Origin of the sequence: Trichocoleus desertorum ATA4-8-CV12, assembly GCA_019358975.1 — a bacterium.
Classification (GTDB): domain Bacteria; phylum Cyanobacteriota; class Cyanobacteriia; order FACHB-46; family FACHB-46; genus Trichocoleus; species Trichocoleus desertorum_A.
On the sequence record JAHHIL010000013.1, the window covers coordinates 91300 to 110636 of the forward strand.

19 protein-coding genes and 1 pseudogene are annotated in these 19337 nt (G+C 50.2%); 11 read left to right on the forward strand and 9 right to left on the reverse strand.

Annotated features, from left to right (window positions below; all coding sequences use genetic code 11):
• Window position 1: 1 nt before the first annotated feature.
• Together KME12_12405 and KME12_12410 are read right to left on the reverse strand one after the other, a co-directional pair.
• Window positions 2-2857 (reverse strand): PAS domain S-box protein, encoded by a 2856-nt coding sequence (locus tag KME12_12405; protein ID MBW4488582.1) that lies wholly within the window; start codon window positions 2855-2857, stop codon window positions 2-4.
• A 128-nt stretch (window positions 2858-2985) separates the two neighbouring features.
• Complete coding sequence (locus KME12_12410; GenBank protein MBW4488583.1) at window positions 2986-4539, reverse strand: Ppx/GppA family phosphatase; 1554 nt, start codon at window positions 4537-4539, stop codon at window positions 2986-2988.
• Window positions 4540-4811: 272 nt separating this feature from the next.
• Here KME12_12410 and KME12_12415 point away from each other — a divergent pair, with 272 nt between their 5' ends.
• Window positions 4812-5696 carry a 4-hydroxybenzoate solanesyltransferase gene (locus KME12_12415; protein MBW4488584.1) on the forward strand — a complete coding sequence of 295 codons (885 nt, stop codon included), beginning with the start codon at window positions 4812-4814 and terminating at the stop codon, window positions 5694-5696.
• Between the two features lie 29 nt (window positions 5697-5725).
• Here KME12_12415 and dtd read toward each other — a convergent pair whose 3' ends face one another.
• Complete coding sequence (gene dtd / locus KME12_12420) at window positions 5726-6181, reverse strand: D-tyrosyl-tRNA(Tyr) deacylase (GenBank protein ID MBW4488585.1); 456 nt, start codon at window positions 6179-6181, stop codon at window positions 5726-5728.
• A gap of 128 nt (window positions 6182-6309) precedes the next feature.
• Here dtd and KME12_12425 point away from each other — a divergent pair, with 128 nt between their 5' ends.
• Window positions 6310-7116: a glutathione S-transferase gene (locus KME12_12425; protein ID MBW4488586.1), complete on the forward strand. Its 807-nt coding sequence runs from the start codon at window positions 6310-6312 to the stop codon at window positions 7114-7116.
• Window positions 7117-7360: 244 nt separating this feature from the next.
• On the opposite strand, the gene KME12_12430 is transcribed toward KME12_12425, so the two are convergent.
• A complete protein-coding gene (locus KME12_12430; protein MBW4488587.1) occupies window positions 7361-8563 on the reverse strand; it encodes a phosphoglycerate kinase in 1203 nt (400 codons plus the stop codon).
• Between the two features lie 180 nt (window positions 8564-8743).
• Between KME12_12430 and KME12_12435 the strand changes: the two genes are divergently transcribed.
• The 4 genes from KME12_12435 (at window position 8744) to KME12_12450 (ending at window position 11958) form a co-directional block, all read left to right on the forward strand.
• On the forward strand, window positions 8744-9154 hold the full coding sequence (locus KME12_12435; GenBank protein ID MBW4488588.1) for a universal stress protein: 411 nt from the start codon (window positions 8744-8746) through the stop codon (window positions 9152-9154).
• Between the two features lie 49 nt (window positions 9155-9203).
• Window positions 9204-9857, forward strand: coding sequence for an NERD domain-containing protein (locus KME12_12440; GenBank protein ID MBW4488589.1), 654 nt, complete (start codon window positions 9204-9206; stop codon window positions 9855-9857).
• Between the two features lie 200 nt (window positions 9858-10057).
• Window positions 10058-11755, forward strand: a complete 1698-nt coding sequence (locus KME12_12445) for a diguanylate cyclase (protein MBW4488590.1) — start codon at window positions 10058-10060, stop codon at window positions 11753-11755.
• A gap of 35 nt (window positions 11756-11790) precedes the next feature.
• Window positions 11791-11958 carry a hypothetical protein gene (locus KME12_12450; protein MBW4488591.1) on the forward strand — a complete coding sequence of 56 codons (168 nt, stop codon included), beginning with the start codon at window positions 11791-11793 and terminating at the stop codon, window positions 11956-11958.
• A gap of 37 nt (window positions 11959-11995) precedes the next feature.
• On the opposite strand, the gene KME12_12455 is transcribed toward KME12_12450, so the two are convergent.
• Complete coding sequence (locus KME12_12455; GenBank protein ID MBW4488592.1) at window positions 11996-12517, reverse strand: DUF29 domain-containing protein; 522 nt, start codon at window positions 12515-12517, stop codon at window positions 11996-11998.
• Between the two features lie 309 nt (window positions 12518-12826).
• Between KME12_12455 and KME12_12460 the strand changes: the two genes are divergently transcribed.
• A complete protein-coding gene (locus tag KME12_12460; GenBank protein ID MBW4488593.1) occupies window positions 12827-13225 on the forward strand; it encodes a hypothetical protein in 399 nt (132 codons plus the stop codon).
• Window positions 13226-13357: 132 nt separating this feature from the next.
• Here the strand turns inward: KME12_12460 and KME12_12465 are convergent, their stop codons facing one another.
• Window positions 13358-14749: a hypothetical protein gene (locus tag KME12_12465; protein ID MBW4488594.1), complete on the reverse strand. Its 1392-nt coding sequence runs from the start codon at window positions 14747-14749 to the stop codon at window positions 13358-13360.
• A 333-nt stretch (window positions 14750-15082) separates the two neighbouring features.
• Here KME12_12465 and KME12_12470 point away from each other — a divergent pair, with 333 nt between their 5' ends.
• Together KME12_12470 and KME12_12475 are read left to right on the forward strand one after the other, a co-directional pair.
• The gene (locus KME12_12470; protein ID MBW4488595.1) at window positions 15083-15547 is read left to right on the forward strand and encodes a DUF1810 domain-containing protein; all 465 of its coding nucleotides are present in this window, start codon (window positions 15083-15085) and stop codon (window positions 15545-15547) included.
• A gap of 78 nt (window positions 15548-15625) precedes the next feature.
• Window positions 15626-16192 carry a Uma2 family endonuclease gene (locus KME12_12475; GenBank protein MBW4488596.1) on the forward strand — a complete coding sequence of 189 codons (567 nt, stop codon included), beginning with the start codon at window positions 15626-15628 and terminating at the stop codon, window positions 16190-16192.
• 185 nt (window positions 16193-16377) lie between these two features.
• Here KME12_12475 and KME12_12480 read toward each other — a convergent pair whose 3' ends face one another.
• Entirely contained in the window at window positions 16378-16593 is a 216-nt protein-coding gene (locus KME12_12480) for a DUF4926 domain-containing protein (GenBank protein MBW4488597.1), read from the reverse strand.
• 169 nt (window positions 16594-16762) lie between these two features.
• On the opposite strand from KME12_12480, the gene KME12_12485 reads away from it, so the two are divergent.
• A complete protein-coding gene (locus tag KME12_12485) occupies window positions 16763-17386 on the forward strand; it encodes a DsbA family oxidoreductase (GenBank protein ID MBW4488598.1) in 624 nt (207 codons plus the stop codon).
• Window positions 17387-17412: 26 nt separating this feature from the next.
• Here KME12_12485 and KME12_12490 read toward each other — a convergent pair.
• A pseudogene (locus KME12_12490) lies at window positions 17413-17850 on the reverse strand (type II toxin-antitoxin system VapC family toxin).
• A complete protein-coding gene (locus KME12_12495) occupies window positions 17822-18055 on the reverse strand; it encodes a hypothetical protein (protein MBW4488599.1) in 234 nt (77 codons plus the stop codon). The pseudogene KME12_12490 and the gene KME12_12495 overlap by 29 nt, the downstream one beginning before the upstream one ends.
• 203 nt (window positions 18056-18258) lie before the next feature.
• On the opposite strand from KME12_12495, the gene ylqF reads away from it, so the two are divergent.
• Window positions 18259-19122 (forward strand): ribosome biogenesis GTPase YlqF, encoded by an 864-nt coding sequence (gene ylqF / locus KME12_12500; GenBank protein ID MBW4488600.1) that lies wholly within the window; start codon window positions 18259-18261, stop codon window positions 19120-19122.
• Window positions 19123-19337 lie beyond the last annotated feature (215 nt).

Consider the following 19337-nt stretch of genomic DNA (forward strand, 5'->3'; position numbering starts at 1 on the left):
CTCAAGTTAAAGCGGGAGGTGCGATCGGGATCTGCACAGTAAAGCTGACCTGGTTCGCCTCACTCGTTGCTTGGATAGTGCCGCTTAAGTGTTCTACCAATTTTCTCACTAGGGCGAGCCCCAAGCCTGTGCCGCCATGCTTCCAGGGGTCATGGTTGGGGATGCGGTAAAACTTATCAAAGACATGCTCTAGTTCTACGGCTGCAATCTCCACGCCGGAGTTATGCACTGTGAGCCGGAAAAATTCTGAGTTGGCCTGAGCTGTCACCGCGATCGCGGCTTGGGTCGGTGTGTACTTACAGGCATTGCGGAGCAATTCGGTTAAGATGCGCTCTAAAATGCTCAAATCGGTGTGCAGCGTGGGTAAGCCAGGGGGCAAATGCACTTGCAACTCTTGCTCTTGCATTCGCGCCTGTTCTAAAAACGGTTCAACTACGCTCGGAATCCAACAATAGGGGTTGATGGCAGTGAAGAGGAGTGGCTCTGTTTCTGCGTCTAGGCGAGTTAAGTCGAGCAGATCGTTAATCAGTTTAATCTCGCGATCGCATTCGTCATGTAAGACTTGGAAGTACTGCGAAGCGCGATCAGAGGAGCTAGGAGCGAGTTTCTCTTCCTGCATCAGAGTCATTTCTAGCATTTGAGCTGCCATTTTGATACTCGCCATCGGCGTACGCAGCTCATGAGAAATGGTGCTAAGAAAATCATCTTTGAGCCGATTCAACTTTTCGAGTTCGGCGACTTGGGCTTGCGCCGCTTGATACAGACGAGCTTGCCGAATCGCGATCGCACACTGATTAGCAACTTGCTGCACTAGACGAATTTCTAGCTCATTAAAGATTGAGTGATCGGGACGAAAGAGCGAGAGATCTCCTAGCACTCCTTGGTCATCCAGAATTGGGCAAGCCAACATGGTGGATGACCCTTGGGCAGAACGGATGGTTAAACTATCACTAATACAAAATTGTAAGTACTGGCCTTGTAAAAGCTGCTGGTAGATCTCTGGTCTATCGGCCATTGCGATAGTTCGACCAATAGCTGACAAGCTATCACTATATTCATGAGTAATCGTAGAAGTCGTGTGCGCAGCATTGTAGATTCCAGTATCACAACACCGCACCTCCAAACCCAAAGCCAATTCCTGTACTGCTGTAGTGAGGATGTGATCTTCATCTAGGCTGTCGCGCACTTTGTCGGTAATTCGCTTCAACCGCGCCTCAAAGTCCAGAGCTTGCGCCAGTTGAGCGGTGCGTTCTTGGACTTGATCTTCCAAAACGGTATTTAACTGTTGCACCTGCCGAAACAGTTCTGATTGTTGAATGGCGATCGCGACTTGGGCGGCTAATTGCTGGAGCAGATCTATTTCGTAAACTTGCCAGTCACGGGAGGTAGAGCACTGGTGAACCATCAACAGTCCCCATAGCTTTTGTCCCTGTAGAATAGGCACTGCTAAACCCGCTTGCACTTGGTAGCGCTGCAAAAACCGCTCCATTCCTGGCGAGAATGCCTGTTGCACATCCACGAAGACGGAAACCAAGCCTTGATGATAGTGGTCTAGATAGTGTTTCAACCACGATTGGCGCATGGTAGTGCGTAGCAATGAAGGCCACTCCGGTGCTACAGACTCAGCAATAAATCGTCCCCGACTGTTGCCATCTAGACGGTAGAGCGTGACGCGATCGCTCTCTAAACATTGACGAATATTTTTGACTGTGGTGCTGAGAATGGTATCGAGATGCAGAGACTGACGAATCTGCTGAACAACATCTGCAATCAAGCGATCGCGTTGGCTTTGCTGGCGCAGCAACTCTTCTGCCTGTTGCCCCTCAATGATGTCCAGTTTGAGCTGAGCTTCGCTGTCTCTGAGTACAGCTTCTACTCTTTGGCGTTCTGTGATATCCCGCAGTACCACTTGAATTGCAGGTTCTCCTTGGTAGGTTAGGGGAATAGCCGTCACCTCTGCATCGACCATCGTGCCATCTAAGCGGCAAAGTTTTTGCTCCATCAGAGGCGCAGGAGTCTTACTTTGCTGGAGCTGCTGCATACGAGCTTGAACTAACGCTTGGTAGTCCGGATGAACCCGCTCTAAAACAGAGGTGCCGATCAAATCTTCGGTGCAGGTGCCGCCATACAACTCGACAGCTGCTGGATTGAGAAACACAAACTTGCCGTCACGCTGAATAAAAATAGCGTCCGGACAAAGCTCTACCAGTTGGCGATACCGTTCCTCACTTTCTCGTAAGGCTGTTTCTGTATGAATGCGACTGCTGATATCCCGCGCGATGCCAATAATGCCAATAATTTCATCGTTTGCATTCCGCCAAGGCAGTTTGGTAGTGAGCCTCGTTGTTAATAGACCCGTGGGAGAGCTGAACAATTCTTCAAAGGTTTCAGATACTCCTGTGCTGATAACGTGTAGATCTTTGGCGCGAAATCGCGTGGCAACTTCAGCAGCAAAAATTTCATCGCTCTGCTTGCCTAGGAGCGCCTCCGGTGGTTGAGCTAAGGAGTTGGCAAGTGTGGCATTGACCAAAACAAAGCGGCCTGCCACATCTTTGGCAAACACATGATCGGGAATGTGATCAATCACATTTCTCAGAAGTGAATGGCTTTCCTGTAACGCTGTGACAGTCGTTTGATGTTGTAAGATTTCCTGCTGTAATTGCTGGTTCATGCGAGTCAGCTCAGCCGTGCGCTCGGCCACTTTGGCTTCTAGCTCCCGCTGATCCTGCGGTGACTGTTGTTGAGCTTGTTTTGTACCAGCGATCGCTTGCGGGTCCCCTTGGCCCCTGGAATCGCTTCTACAGCAATGGGTGGAGCAACAGCAACTCTGATCTAGCGGCTGATTGGGGCCTTGCATACAAATTCTGCTGGGTCCGAATGGCTATCTATTAGCATGCCCCAGCCAAACCAGGATTACTGAGTATATTAAAATAGATTTAGTAAAATTTTTGACTCAGTATAGTTGCGCAAAAAGCTACGCGATCGCTAAGGAATTGGGACTGGAGCTGCTTCTGCTGCCAACTTGGCGATCAGCTTGAGGTTAAATTCCGTCTCGAAGGCACCCTTCTTGTAATCCACACTCCACAACTCTAAAGCACAATCATCCTTGGGCTGCGTCGGTTGGAGCCAGAGATACAATTCCCTCGTCTCAGCTCGATACTCACAGCGAACCTGCTGTACCGCTCCAATCTGACGGCGATCGAGGGCGACCGCTAAGCGCAACAAAGCACTCAACTGTTCGACCACACGTCGATGCTTTTTGCTGGTGAGATTGCGGTAGGTTTCGTGTTTCTTTTTGGGACTGCTTTTGCGGTGGTAGCGAGCTAAGTTTGCAATAGTTTCAATTTCAATTTCGGTATAGCCGAGTAAATCACCGTTGCGGATTAAGTAATAAGAGTGCTTATGGTGGGAGGCATGGTTCACATGGTGCCCGCAGTTATGAAGCATGCCAGCAGCCCACAGCAGTTCTTTTTCTTCCTCACCCCAGAAGTGTAACCAACCCTGAGTTTGGTCAAATAAGCTGGTGGCAAATTCTGCTACCCGTTGGCTATATTCCAGATTCACCTGATACTTGCGAACCACCCGCTTCACACTCCGCTGCCGCACAGAACTTTGGTAGCGCAACTTATCTTCGATCAGTCCGTGGGTCAGCATCCAATCCACCACCACGCCTTCGCGCAAAGCCCGCTCGCAGATGGTGAAGGCATCAATTTCCAAGAAAGCCATTGTCTCTTGCAGAATCAAGGCTCCTGCCAGAATGATTTCGGCACGACGCTCTGATATTCCCGGTAGAGCCAGCCGCTCAGCAAAGCTGAGTTTTCGCAGACGTGCCACAATTTCTCTGAGGTCTGCCAGCGACACCCGATACCCGTTCAAGGGGTCCGGAATGATGCCTAGCATTTCACGGGCATGAAGCATGGCAACCGTTTCGGCAGTGCCAGAGGTTCCGACTAAACGCGGCACTTCTCCGGGTTTGAGATGAGCCCGTAACTCCTCGACTGGACGCTCGACCATGCCTCGGATATAAGCTTGCAGATATTGAAATTCCGCGTTGCTAATCGGGTCTGTGCTGACATATTCAGCAGTGAGGCGAACCGCTCCAACCTTGGTGCTGCTGAGCGTACGCGGTTCATGCCCATCGCCTAGAATCAGCTCGGTAGAACCACCACCAATGTCGATGATCACGTGGGGTTGGTTATCGAACTCCATCCCAGAAAGTACGCCTAAGTAGATGCGGCGGGCTTCTTCTTGCCCAGAGATTAAGTTGACGATGATGCCAACTTCCGCTTCCACTTGTTTGACAAAGTCTTTGCCGTTGGGCGCTTCCCGTACTGCACTGGTAGCCACTGCAATAATTTGCTCGGCATTGAGCGTGGCCGCAATATCTTTACAGCGCTTCAACGCCGCGATCGCCCGTTTCATTGCCGCAGGGGTGAGATCTCCGGTTTCGGGGTCGCGATCGCCCAGCCGAGCGGTATCTTTCTCGCGGGCCATGATGCTAAAGGCGGGCAAGGTGGGCTGAACCCGTACCACGACCATGTGAATGGAATTAGTGCCAATGTCAATGGCGGCAAGAATGCGATCTTGCTCAGCCGAGATGGGAACGCTCACCGGACTGCCTCTGCCTTTTGCGCTGAATCTGCGATCGCCCTGATCTTATCGCGGCGTGTCGTCCTCTGATGCTTTTCCTTGGTTGAAGAGCTGGAACAGGCGATCGCGTCAGTTTTTCGCTAACAAAAGCGAATTTCTGCACCGAGAACAGCGATATTCTAAAAGATTAGGAATTGTAACAGTTTTCTCCCGCCTAACCCATGCTGACCCAGCCTGAGCAACAACCTGAACCCACTTGGCTAACCGTGATTCGGCTTCTGAGGTGGGACAAACCAGAAGGACGCTTGATCTTAATGTTGCCAGCGCTCTGGGCGGTATTTCTGGCGGCACGAGGCACACCACCACTTCTTTTAGTCGGCGTGATCGTCTTAGGCAGTCTGGCGACCAGTGCCGCTGGCTGTGTGGTGAATGACTTGTGGGACCGCAACATTGACCCCAAAGTGCAGCGCACCCGCGATCGCCCCCTCGCCTCTCGTGCCCTTTCCGTCAAAACGGGGTTTGTGGTGCTGCTAGTTTCATTGCTCTGTGCTTGGGGCTTAGCCTTGTATCTCAACGCATTAAGTTTTTGGCTCTGCGTTGCAGCCGTTCCAGTCATCCTGTTATATCCCTCAGCCAAGCGAGTGTTTCCTGTCCCCCAACTGGTCCTCTCGATCGCCTGGGGTTTTGCAGTGCTGATTAGCTGGAGCGCCGTCACAGGACGCTTAGAATTTCCCACCTGGTTGTTGTGGGGAGCCACCGTCCTGTGGACGCTAGGTTTTGATACCGTTTACGCCATGCCCGATCGCGAAGACGATCGCCGAATTGGGGTGAACTCCAGTGCTTTATTCTTTGGCCCTAGAACTGCCTCTGCGATTGGTTTGTTCTACATCGGCACCGCCCTATTGTTGGCTTGGCTGGGCTTAGAGATGCAGCTTCACTTCAGCTTTTGGCTCACTTGGGCGATCGCAGTTGCAGGTTGGGCTTGGCAATCGATCCGCCTCCGCCAAAACCATCTCCCTCCAGCCACCTACGGCCAAATGTTCCGCCAAAATGTCTGGTTAGGCTTTATCTTGCTCGTAGGAATGGTAGCAGGTGCAATCCTGTAGGGTGCGTTGAAACGCACCACCCACTCACGTCAAGTAGCCTTGCGCTCCAACCACATCGTCACCGGGCCATCATTCTCGATCGCGACTTCCATCACGGCTCCGAATTTCCCAGTTTCTACCTTGAGACCACTTTGGCGAAGTTTAGCCACAAATTGTTCATAGAGTTGTTCCGCGATCGCAGGAGCAGCGGCTTGATCAAAAGAGGGACGGCGACCTTTGCGACAATCTCCGTAGAGGGTAAACTGGCTGACCACCAACAGCTCACCCCCGATTTCTTGCACCGATTGGTCAAAGCGGCCACTGCCATTGTCTGAGTCAGGAAATAGTCGCAGCTCCAAACATTTCCGGGCCATCCAATCGAGTTCGGCTTCTGTGTCGGTGCTGGAAATGCCCACCAGCAGATTCAAGCCTCGGCTAATTTTGCCAATTACTTGGTCATCAACCGTGACTTGAGAAGATTTAACCCGTTGAACGACAACTCGCATAGTTTTAGATGGGGCGGTACTGTTTTCGCCGCGATCGCCTCTGGATCAAATCATGACCTAAGTCTGGCAATTATGGCTGAAACCAGCTAGGTTATAGGCGGCTGACGTTGGCATTAGGTATCAATCACATGCAACCACCCATTGAAAGCCCTGCCCTCCGTCTGATTACGATTCCAGTGAGCCATTATTGCGAGAAAGCTCGGTGGGCTCTAGATCGGCTTCAGGTAGATTACGTGGAAGAACGTCATGCTCCCTTGTTTAGTCGCCTTGCTACCTGGCAGTTAGGAGCTGGGGCCAAGGTTCCAGTCTTAGTCACGCAGACAGAAGTTGTGGCTGACTCAACCCAAATTTTGCAGTACGTAGATCAGGTTTTCGCCCTCGAACACAAGCTATATCCTAGCGACCCAGATTTGCGACGAGAGGTTGAGGAGCTAGAAGAATTGTTCGATGCTCGCTTGGGAGTGGCTTTGCGATGCTGGGTCTACTTCCACTTGCTGCCCAGGAGCGATCTAACCCTGCCAGTGTGGTGTGAAGGTACTCCAACCCTAGAGCGGCGCTTAACCCCAGTTTTATTTCCACTCACTCGTCAGCTAATTGCTAAAGCGCTAAATGTCACCGCTGAGTCAGAAGCCACAGCTTTTAGTGAAACCAAGCATATTTTTGAAATGGTCAGCCAGCGACTATCGGATGGCCGACGTTATCTGGTTGGCAATACTTTCACGGCTGCTGATTTAACCTTTGCAGCTCTTGCAGCTCCTGTCTTAATGCCCAAAGAGTATGGCGTTACGCTACCTGAATTTGAGGAGTTACCTCCGGGGATGGCAGTGCGAGTTGCAGAGTTACAAGCTATGCCAGCCACTGCTTACGCGCTCAGATTATTTCAAGAAGAGCGCCATAACGTCCAGCCCACTTCAACCAATCTTGCAGGAGGCTAAGTGATGGCTGGTGCAAACCACCTGACTGGAGGATGTTGCTGCTGAGTGAGTGGGCCACACTGTAAAGAGAGTTCACATCAATCCATGCACGCTAGGCTGGCACTCCTGACTACAACCTTGGAGCTGCCAGTTTTTTATGGGCGCTAGTGGCGCAAAAGCGATCGCCCAAAATAAAGGGCAGACCTGAGCCTGCCCTGCACGAAGAACGCCATTAAGCTGCCATTAAGGTCATAGTGATTGCGCTTTACGCTTCATCTAGAGCGGCAATACCAGGTAGCTCTTTACCTTCGAGCAGTTCCAGGCTGGCCCCACCCCCGGTAGAAATGTGGCTCATTTGGTCTGCCACGCCGACTTTTTCCACCGCAGCCACAGAGTCGCCGCCGCCGATGATGGTGGTTACGCCTTGCTTGGTTAGATCTGCCAGAGTATGAGCGATCGCTTCGGTGCCTTGGGCGAATTTATCAAACTCGAACACACCCATTGGTCCGTTCCAGATCACGCTCTTGCACTGGCCCAACGCGTCTTGGAACACTTTGATTGAGTCGGGACCAATATCCAGACCCATCCAGCCATCGGGAATGTTTTCGATGCTGACGGTTTGGGCGTTGGCATCAGCCGCGAAGTTGTCAGCTACTACCACATCGGTAGGCAGCAACAGCTCAACTCCTTTTTCTTTGGCTTTCGCTTCTAGGGCGCGAGCGAGGTCTAGCTTGTCTTCTTCTACCAGAGACTTACCCACGCTCAGACCCCGCGCTTTGTAGAAGGTGAAGATCATGCCGCCGCCGATGAACAGCTTGTCTACTTTGTCGAGCAGGGTTTCGATGACGCCGATTTTGCTTGAAACTTTGGAGCCACCAACGATCGCTGCCAAAGGACGCTGAGGATTTTCGATCGCGTTTTGTAGGTACTTGAGTTCTTTCTCAATCAGAATGCCAGCGACAGAAGGCTTGAGGTAGTGAGTCACACCTTCGGTGGAAGCATGCGCCCGGTGAGCAGTACCGAAAGCGTCATTCACGTATAGGTCGGCCAGAGAAGCTAGCTTTTTGGCAAATTCAGGATCATTCTTTTCTTCTTCTTTGTAGAAGCGGACATTTTCTAGCAACAGCACATCACCGTTTTGCAAGGCACCGACTTTAGCCGCAGCTTCGTCACCGATGCAGTCGTCGGTCTTGACCACGGTTTTACCCAGCAACTCGGAGAGGCGGTTAGCCACAGGAGTCAGACGCAGGCTGTCGTCTACGCCCTTGGGCCGTCCAAAGTGGCTGCACAAAATTACCTTGGCTCCCTTCGAGGTCAACTCTTGGATGGTTGGCAGAGCGGCCCGGATGCGAGTATCGTCTGTGATATTGCCTTGGTCGTCGAGGGGTACGTTGAAGTCAGCCCGGACTAGAACCCGCTTGCCAGCTAAATCGGACGACGATAAATTTGCTACAGTTTTTTTGGACACAGAAAAATCTCCTGAGTGAGCCTTTGTACCTATTAATTAGATTAAAACAAGCCGTGACCTGTTTCAGGTATTTCTACCTAATCAACGAGAAAGCCTGAACGGATCAACCTGAATCTGTTGTTGGGTTCGTATTATGCGCCGTCCACATTTTACCTAGGTCTGTGTCCCGGAGTTGCGCTCATGTTTAAAACTGTTCTGTTTCCCATTGACCAAAGCCGCGAATCCCGTCAAGCTGCCGATACTGTGGCAGAGCTGGTGAAGTTCCATCACAGTCGCTTAATTATTTTGTCTGTGGTGGAAACACCAGAGCCTGGGGAAGAGGCTCCCAGTGCGGAAATGGCTTCCCCAGAAGCGATCGCGGAATTGCTGAAAACCGCTAGAAATCTGTTTTCGGATCAAGGAATTGACACCGAACTGATCGAACGCGAAGGCAAGCCTGCTTTCACCATCTGTGATGTTGCGGATGAAATTGAAGTTGACTTAATTATTATGGGCTGCCGAGGTCTAGGGCTGACTGAGGAGGGAGCCGCCGACAGTGTCACCAATCGGGTGATCAATCTTTCCCCCTGTCCCGTGTTAATCGTGCCCTAAGGCTAAGAGCCTGAATTACTAGCAAAACTAACCAACTAGAGAAGCACCAGTGCCACGGGCAGGACAAAATGTGCGGGTGATGGCTAGACAGCGCCGCACAAAAGCAGTGTTGGGGTTTGCGATCGCCGCGTTGTGGGTGTTGTTGCCCTGGGTGCTACCGTGGCTCCTCCAGTTTCTCTTCCCAACAGTTGTGTCGTTACCCAGTTGGCTCTATTTGGGCTGCTTAGTGCCAGCAGGTTTCAGCTACTTCCGAGCTCAAAAGTTATGGAGCAAAGCCAATCGCGCCGACCAAGGTGCAGCGGGAGAAGAAGCGATCGCGGCAGTCCTCACACCTCTGCAAAGCGAAGGCTGGCAGATTGAATATGGGGTGCGCGATCGCTCGGTCGGAGATGTAGACGTATTTCTGCTGTCCCCGCAAGGCCGAGCCTACACAATTGATGTCAAATCCCATCGGGGTGAGGTGCGGAGTGACGGCAAGCAGTTGTACCGCCAATACGGGCGATCGCAATACCCCTTCGAGAAAGACTTTCTGCAGCAAGCCACAAGGCAAGCCGTCGCGATGAAAAAGTTAAAGGGCTTAACCTTTGTGACTGCGATTGTGGCCTTCTCTCAAGCGAAGGTACAGGTTAGAGAGAACCCAGTGGCAAAAGTTTATGTGGTAGGCAAACAGGATTTATTGAAGTGTTTGCGATCGCTCTCTTGAATCGGTGGGCGCGATCGCATTCCGATTAGGTTCTATTTTGGCGGCTTGGTTTTAGCCAGTTTACGTTACCTACAGTTTTGTGCAGAATACAAGCAATCTTCAGCAACTCAGCAGAAGCGGGACTGCGATGGGTTGTGCATACTGAGTGGTACATGCTGAATTGTACGTACTGAATTATCCCTACTGCTATAGTGCTAGAGATGGGCCTTAACACGCTACATCACAATGCTGGTATTTCTTACCTTCATCCTTACTGTTATCTTCTAGGACTCACTGCCCTAATCTCTGTAGGGGTTGCCTATGCAGCTTGGCGGCGACGAGCCGCAGCTCCGGCTAGCAAGCCCTTTATCTTAATGATGCTGGCGATCGCAGGGTATGCCGCTGTTGCAGCATTAGAGGCAACCGCAACGACGTTATCCAGCAAAATATTGTGGTCGAAGCTGGAGTATGTCGGCTCTGGCAGCGTGATTACACTGTTTCTGATTTTCGCAACCCACTTCACCCAACAAAAACAGTGGCTGACCCCCAAAAATCTAGCATCGCTCTGGGCTTTGCCAATTTTGAATGTCATTCTCGTCATGACAAACAGTTGGCATCATTGGGTTTGGACTGGATTTTTATGGAGTTCTGACAGAAACAACCTACTCATTTACGAGCATGGCCCCGGATTCTTTTGGATCATAGCTTGTGTTTATGCTTATACCTTGGCTGGAGCAATTTTCTTACTGAAAGCAGCGCTCCGTCCCTCCCTGCTTTATCGGCGGCAGTCCATGTTGGCACTAGCGGGAGCCTTGATTCCCTTCGTCGGGGTTAGCCTATACGTGTTCGATCTCACCCCTCCCGGTTTGAACATTACACCGATGAGCTTTATGTTCACTGGATTAATTTGTTGTGCGAGTCTCTTTCGCTTTCAGATGTTTGATCTAGTACCAGTAGCCCGCGATACGTTGGTTGAGAGCATGAGTGATGGAGTGCTGGTTTTAGATCGGCAAAATCGCATTGTGGATATTAACCCAGCAGCACGAGAGCTGCTAGGCGCAACCGTTGCCTGTATTGGACAGCCCGTAGCGAAAAGCTTATTGCAATGGCAAGATATAGCTCGGCGTTGCTACGATAGCGGCGACCATAGGCTAACAATTGCTAGAGAGGGCAAGCCGCTGCGCTGTATAGAGCTACGCACAACCCCACTCCGCGATCGCGCCCAGCACCTTACAGGGTGCTTGATTATCTTAAGAGATGTGACCGAACGCCACCAAGCAGAGCTAGAACTGCAAAAGGCCAATCACTGTTTACAAGGCCAGTTACTAGAGATTAAGACGTTGCAAACTCAGTTGCGAGAGCGAGCGATACGAGATGTACTCACAGGCTTGTTCAATCGCCGTTATCTGGAAGAAACGTTTCCTAGAGACTTGGCACGAGCCACCCGTGAAGGTTATCCCATTACAGTTGCTCTCCTAGATATTGATCATTTTAAGCAGATTAACGATACGTTTGGGCACCTAGGGGGCGATCGCGTGTTGCAAGCTTTTGGCGAGCTGTTGAGTTACCACAGCCGCTCTAGCGATATTGCCTGTCGTTATGGCGGTGAGGAATTTGTGCTAGTGATGCCAAAGATGCCATTAGACTTTGCCTATCGACGGGTGGAGCAAATTCGACTGTCCTGGCAAGAGACCTGGGTGGAGTTCAATGGCCAACAAATCCAGTCCACTGTGTCCGGGGGCGTTAGTGTATTTCCCCAACATGGCAAAACAACTGCTGGCCTGTTGCAGTTAGCCGATCAAGCGTTGTATGCAGCCAAAGCCGCAGGGAGAAATTGCATCAAGCATGAGTCGCACCAGCCCGTAGATCAGATCTCAATTCATCGCAGCTGCAACAATAACTGTAGGAACACTAGCTGACTCAGGGGGCGATCGCGATATCCCTTTGAAATTTCTTGCACCCAGCAGCAACCTGCGGCTATGAAACAGCTCAAGCCTTAGCTTTTGTGACCCTGATGGTGGCTTCCTCTCAAGCCAAAGTTGAAGTGAAGCAGAAGCCAGTTGCAAAAGTTCATGGAGAAAGTAAACAGACTTTAGGGAACTGTTTGCGATCGCTGGGCTAACTTTCCGACAAGAGCGCTCGAAACGGTCATGTGAAAATCAAGGTTTTGTAGCGTTGCTCACCCCCAACTCATCAACTAACTCACTCGGTTCTCCTGGATAAAAGCGATCGCTCAAAATTTTGTCCAACTCGTAAGGACATACTGCGGGAAAAGTACGACTGGGTAAATCGGTTTCACTCACAGCCAATTCCACACCTTTTAGATAAGCTTTCTGCAATACTTCTTCTACATAAAGCTTGAGGCTAGGGTTATCTTCCAGCAAATCTGAAGTGTCAAGACGTTGAATCCGAATGGTGGCTAGCCAGCTGCGACTACGACGTTCGGGTTGGTATTGCCATTTCAGCAAATGTCCAATCAGCAAACTCAAGCGGTTGCGGAGTTCTTGGCGTTGCTGCTTGCCCAAAGATTCCATTTCCTCAATCAAATTTGGCAGGTCAAGCTGGCTCCATTGCTGCTGGCGGAGTAAAGCAGCTTGTTTCTGCGTCCAGGCATAGAAGTCGCTTTCATAAAGACTTGGTTCAGAAATAACAGCCTTGGGGTTTGTTTCTGGCACGTGCATTGCGATCGCCCAACCTCAATGACCTCTATTGTAGAGCTGCCGCTTCTAGAGCTGGTTGCAGAGCTATTGGTACAACGAAGGGCGATCGCTGTGGCTAGTAAGCAACCCCTACCATTGATAGATGTGTTCGTCAGTCTTTAGCAGCCGATCAGCGATCGCGACTTATGACTTCTGTTAGAGGAAGAATCTTGTTTTACTAGTTAGTCTTAATTTTGTCGAGAGAATTAATTGCCTGAGACAACGCGAAACAAGTGCAATGGTCTCTCGAAATTATGAAAAGCCTTGAAAATGGATTAGTGGAGTACTTTGATGAAAAATTTGATTTCTGGAGCGATCGCTCAAGTTAGTTCTTTGTTTAATCAACTACAAGTCAAGCGTTTTTTGGCTGTTGCGCTCGTTGGTTTTATTTTGTTGACCACCAACGCTCAGCCTAACAGCGGTAGCAGCAAAGCGATTAGTGACCGAATCAACACCGTCGCTCACCAGAACGATTCCGACCGACCCAAAACCACAGGTGAGTGGAATCGCGAAGCCCGTGAGATCAATTCTTCCGATGGCGAGGGTCGGATTGAAAGAATTGCCAAGGAGTCCACAGAAGCAGTCAAGGACTTTGGTGGCCTCTATCCCGATACCGCTGACAGAAGCGCTAGCGACCTAGACAAGAATGAGCTGCGCCGTCAAGGTTACTCTGACAGAGTGCAACGCTAAGTGTGAGAGTCAGATAGTTTTTCACTTATCTGGACTAAAGCAGACCTCTCCCCAAACCCCTCTCCTACGCGGCGAGGGGCTTTGAATCTGGCTCCCCTTCCCTAGTAGGGAAGGGGCTGGGGGTTAGGTTCTTTAAGATGCGATCGCAGAATGACGATTGAGAGATTCTTGTTGCATCGCCAGTTTACGGCTCTCGAAGAGTTGGATGACACCCTTCGTCACCGTCTCTACCACGGTGGGATCGCAGTAGGAAAGAAACTCTTCGGCAGAAATTTCATCTTGGAAGAAAGCTTTCGCATGTTTCAACAACTGCCGCAAAGCTGCGAAACCGATCGACTTCACCACAAAAGTTGCAGTGGGCGAGTTTTTTACATCGTAGAAAGAATCAATGCTACGGCCTTTTTCTAAGAGTTCTAAGGCATCATGTTCGATTGGGGTGGCTGGTGGAATGTAGCTAGAAATTTTTGGTAAGAAATGTTCTAATTGCACCGTTGAAAAGCCCGAAGATGGCAATTCGCCCATCATGGTAGAGATCGGAACATCGCGGCCAATTCGAAACGCCAACGCTTCAATAATGGCGATCGAAACCAATTTTGCCCCCAGATATAATCGGGCCACTTCTAAGTTTTTGGCGGTGTTGTTGATCAGCCGTTGATAGGTTTCATCATTGGGTTCACTGTGGAACTGCCGAAACACAACTTCTGGTTTGAGGAAGTTCATGAAGCCTTCCATCTTTTGAATCGACAAGCGGTAGCCTTGCACCTTGTAGGCGTTGGTGTTTTTCAGGTCGTGGTTGGTTTCGGGGATGAGGTTCCAGGTGTTGTCGAGGAAATGGGCGGAGCTAGGAAAGGCAAAATTCTCTACATCTCGGTTGGCAAGGCGTACGGCCCGTTTCGTAATTTCTAGAGTTTCCGCTTCTGTCCAGCCTAAATCGAACTGCTGACTGATGCTTAAGAGTCTTCGGTATAGAGATTCGTCGCTACTGATACCTTCAGCCGATTTGGGTCGAAAGGGAACGGTGGCTTCGATACAAGCGGCAATCTGAGCTAGCTGGCTGTAGGAAAGGAGGGGTTCTAAACTTTTGGCGGCGATCACGGCGCTGAGAAATTCGTTTTGGCCTGCCATTGGGGAAAGTCGTTGACTGGGAGCAAAACCAAAAACCGTTAAGACCAAGGTGAAGCTGCGATCGCTGGGTAAGTCTTCTGCATCCAGAATGGCGAGGTGGCCTGGGGTTTCTTTAATGAAGGGAGCAATGAAGCGACTGATGTTGACGCTGATGCCTTGGTCTACTTGCACATAAACCAAATCGTGAAAGAGGGCGGCCAAAACTTCGGTCGCGTCGCCAGAATCCCCGACTTCGAAAATATGCTCTGGGGTGTGGAAGTAGCGCCAGGGGCCTGTCATGGCTTGAATGATCAGTTCCGCGATCTTATTGAGCTTGGCCGTGTCTACCTTGCCTTGGAGTTGTTCTATAGCCCAAGTCAAACTTTCTAAACACCGCTCTTGATCGCGATCTACATCCATGTGACCCTCCCTACTTCCCCTGATTCCACCAGTGAACACGTACGACTACTTATAGTTTGTATACCAGTCTTGAGAGAACCGAAAAGTTTGCCTCAATACTGGATTCTCGTTGATTGTACCCAGTTCGGAGATTGGTAGTTGTGAGGGCGATCGCTTTAAGCAGTAATTTTCGCGAACTCGCTACAGATCGTAATAATTGACTCGGAGAAGTGAGCGATCGCGAGGGGCGCAGTCGTTCGGAGCGCAGTCGTTCGGAGCACAATAAGAAAGTAGAACGCTCAAACGCTGAACGAATAAAGCCCGATCCTGATTGCATCCCGTAGGAGAAAATTGATGACAGACCTGAAATTCGGTGGCGTGGGTGAGCCGCATGACCTGAACCGCTTTGTGAAAGCGCAGGAGCACGATTACGAACGGGCACTCTCCGAGGTCAAGCAGGGTCGGAAGCGATCGCATTGGATGTGGTATATCTTCCCGCAGTTCGACGGGCTAGGGTTCAGCGCGACCTCTAAGCGATACGCGATCAAGAGCGTTGCAGAAACTAAGGCATACCTAAATCATCCGATTTTGGGGCCACGGCTAATAGAGTCCGCTGAAGCGGCTTTGAGTGTAGAGGGGCGATCGGCGCATGAAATTTTCGGTTCCCCTGATGACATGAAGCTGCAATCCTGCGCGACGTTATTTGCTTATGTGTCACCTGAAGGATCAGTTTTTCAGCAACTACTCAACAAGTTTTTTAATGGCGATCGCGATCAGAAAACGCTTGAGCTGCTAACAAATTCCTTACAAGTTGATTAAAGAGAATCTGATGCTCATTTAATAGTGAAAGCGATCGCTACAATGTAAGGCAATCGGGCTGTAGAAGGATGGCTGCTGATGGTACAAACACCGCCCAAACCCATCACGCTAGACGAGTTTCTGAAACTGCCAGAAACCGAGCCAGCGAGTGAATTTATTGAGGGAAAAGTCTTTCAGAAGCCCATGCCGCAGGGACAGCATAGCCGCATTCAACAAAAGCTCACCGCTACGATTAACGCTGTTGTTGAAGACGCTCAAATTGCTCTGGCTTTACCTGAATTACGCTGTACATTCTCAGGCCGCTCCATCGTTCCTGACATCGCCGTATTCGCCTGGGAACGCATCCCAACCAATGAAGACGGCGCGATCGCGAACACATTTGCTGCACATCCTGATTGGACCATTGAAATTCTCAGCCCCGACCAATCTGCAACTCGCGTTATCACCAACATCCTGCATTGCCTCAATCACGGAACCCAGATCGGATGGCTGATTGACCCTGCCGAACAACTGGTACTCGTCTACACCCCGCAACAGCAGCCACAAGTTTTTGATGCCGAGAGCAATCACCTTCCAGTACCCGCATTTGCAGCAGAGTTGCAATTAACAGTGGGCCAAGTGATGGGATGGCTCAAAGTCAAATAAGTTCAGCGCAACTAACAAAAACCCCCACCTCCGAGGAGATGAGGGTTGAGATTAATTAATGACTAGCGATTAGTAGTCGAAGTCACCGCCCATACCTGCGCCTGCGGGTGCGGTAGCTTGCTTGGGTTCAGGCTTGTCAACCACAATGCACTCAACCGACGTTGAACTCTTTCTCCTTCACCCGCTCAACCATCACCACGCAAAGCTTCTACAGCAGAGATAGGAACCGCAATTACAGCCGAAGACTCGCCCACTGCGTTAAAAACTTCCAAGACACATCCCTCTTCGCTGTTAGCAGGATGAGACACGAAATCAACCAACGTGGCAACATCTCCTGCCTTAAGTTCATATTCTGGTAGGTCACGAGTTACAGCAACCTCCTGATATAGCTCTAGTGTCATATCAAGGCTCCTTGAAAGCCATGAGGGTCACGAGTTGAAATTATTCGTTGCTATTAACTATTGAACACAAGAATTAAGGCATTGCAAGAGCGATCGCCCTATCTCCTCAGACTGCTGCTGCCTTTATCGTCGGGCTCTAACCTAAAAGAAACTGCCGCTAAGAACGATCATGCCCGAAGAAGCCCAAGTTCAAATTGATGTCTGGAGCGATTACGTTTGCCCGTTTTGCTATCTGGAAGAACCAGTTCTTGAGCAACTGCGGCAGGAATATGGTGAGAGCGTCCAGGTGGTATGGCGTGCCTTTGAACTACGGCCTGACCCAATTCCCACGCTTGACCCCCAAGGCGAATATCTCCGCACCACTTGGGAGCGTGCCGTTTATCCAATGGCGAAAGAGCGGGGAGTTACTTTGCACTTACCACCCGTGCAACCTCGTAGCCGCAAAGCTCTAGAAGCAGCAGAGTTTGCTCGCGATCGCGGCTGTTTTGAGGCGATGCATCATGCCCTGTTTCGCGCTTTCTTTGAAGATGGGTTGGATTTGAATCATCTCGATATTTTGCTCGCGATCGCCACTTCTATTGGTTTAGATCGTGAAGCTCTATCCACTGCTTTAGAAACTGGACAGTACACCGAACGAGTCATTAACGATCAAGCGCTAGCCCACAAACTCGGCATTTCAGGGGTTCCAGCTTTGTTAATACACCAAGCGAGTGAGCCGCTAGAAGCATCAATCAGGCTGAGTGGTGCCCAACCCTATGCCGCTGTTCGTACCGTAATTGAGCAAGTTCGCTAACTAGGCGCGATCGCTCTCAATCATGACTACTCTTCCCGTAGCAGTGCCCGAAAACCTGCTTGTTGAAAATGAATATCCGTTGTCAATGCATCAGTTAAGCCTTGCTCTTGCATCACCACGAATGAAATGCAATCTATGATTCCCCAATCTTTATCAATTCTTTGTGCATAAAGTTGGAAACCCCGTTGATACAAAGCTTCTGAAACTGGAATAACTTCAACTAGCGGATCAATTTCAAGAGCATTCAACAACTGTGTTGCAGCTTGACGATAACGTCGCTTAGCAAGTGCATTACCAATTTCTAGAACAATCGCTCTAGTTGTGACTAAATTCGTCTGATTGGCCTCTAACTCTATAGCGACTTAAACAGCTTTTTGATGATGTTGATCGCTGGAAGCTGCGAGTGCGATTGCGTAAGCTGTATCAAGAAAGACTTTATTCATCTGCCCGATGGCCTTCCTCATAAAGATACTGGTCTATTTTTTCTGACCAATCACCGGTGCCTTCTAGATTTAACGTCCGAGCCGTTTGTAAAAATGAAGGGCGCGCAGGTTGTGGAGTTTCAATGGTTTCAATCGTGATGCGGACACGAGTGTTCGGGACTAGTTGAATGGGTTCATCTGGATATAAAACCTGACCATCGAAGGTTGCTTGCAATATTTGACTCATAAAGTACCTTCTGGCTCTCAATTAAAAGTTATGAATACTGATGTTGACGGAAGACCGATTGCTCATTACAGCTTAGACAGTCAAAGACATGATTGGCTAGAGTGAGCTAGAAGGCGGATTACTGAAGTCATTGATTTGGTTGTAATAGCGGCGATCGCTAGGATAATAATGAATCTGCGTTAATAAATCTGGCTCGCTGAATTATGACAACTCCTGCCATCCAGTGGTATCCCGGTCACATCGCTAAGGCCGAGAGAGCGCTGCTGAGCCAACTCAAACTGGTCGATGTAGTGCTAGAAGTGCGTGATGCCCGGATTCCGCTCAGCACCCATCACCCGCAGGTGCCGCACTGGATTGGCAACAAAGCGAAAGTGTTGGTTTTGAATCGGATGGATATGATTCCAGCGCAAATGCGCGATCGCTGGATTGAATGGTTCCGTGAGCAAGGGGAAGAAGCCCTATTTACCGATGCCCAACATGGCAAAGGGATTGAGGCGATCGCTCAGGCGGCTCAGAATGCAGGTGTCCAAATGAACCAACGACGGCGCGATCGCGGCATGTTACCTCGTCCGGTGCGAGCCGTGGTATTGGGCTTTCCTAATGTGGGCAAGTCAGCCTTGATTAATCGGCTGCTAAAACGGCGAGTGGTGGATAGTGCACGTCGGGCTGGGGTAACACGGCAACTCCGGTGGGTGCGAATTTCAGATCAGATTGAACTACTGGATGCACCTGGAGTTTTGCCCTCCAAACTCAACGACCAAGAAGCGGCCTTCAAGCTCGCCATCTGTGATGATATTGGGGAAGCGGCCTATGATAACCAGCGGGTTACCTCTGCTCTAATTGATTTGATCAAAGGTATGCAAGCCACTGCCCCCGAAGCCATTTCAGGCAACCCGTTGCGATCGCGCTACGAGCTAGACCCAGCGGAATTTACAGGCGAATCTTATCTCCATGCTCTAGCAGAGCAAAAGTACCAAAATGATGTGGAGCGAACGGCTCGGCAAATCTTAAATGACTTCCGCAAAGGTATCCTCGGCTCCATTGCTTTGGAACTACCACCCGATTAAGTTAACAACCATAGCCCGCGCCTGAAAACACCTGTTTGAGTTGGTTATCTTTGTACTCGTAGATGCCAAAGCTAGTGCTTTCGTAACCTTTGACACTCCCCGCTCTAAAGAGACGGGGATTCTTAAGTAGTCCACAATCGAACTCTTAAAGGCGAAGTCAAAGCGCCTCTAGACACTCCGCTAAGGTCAAGCCCTAGCGTTATGCTTACTTTGCG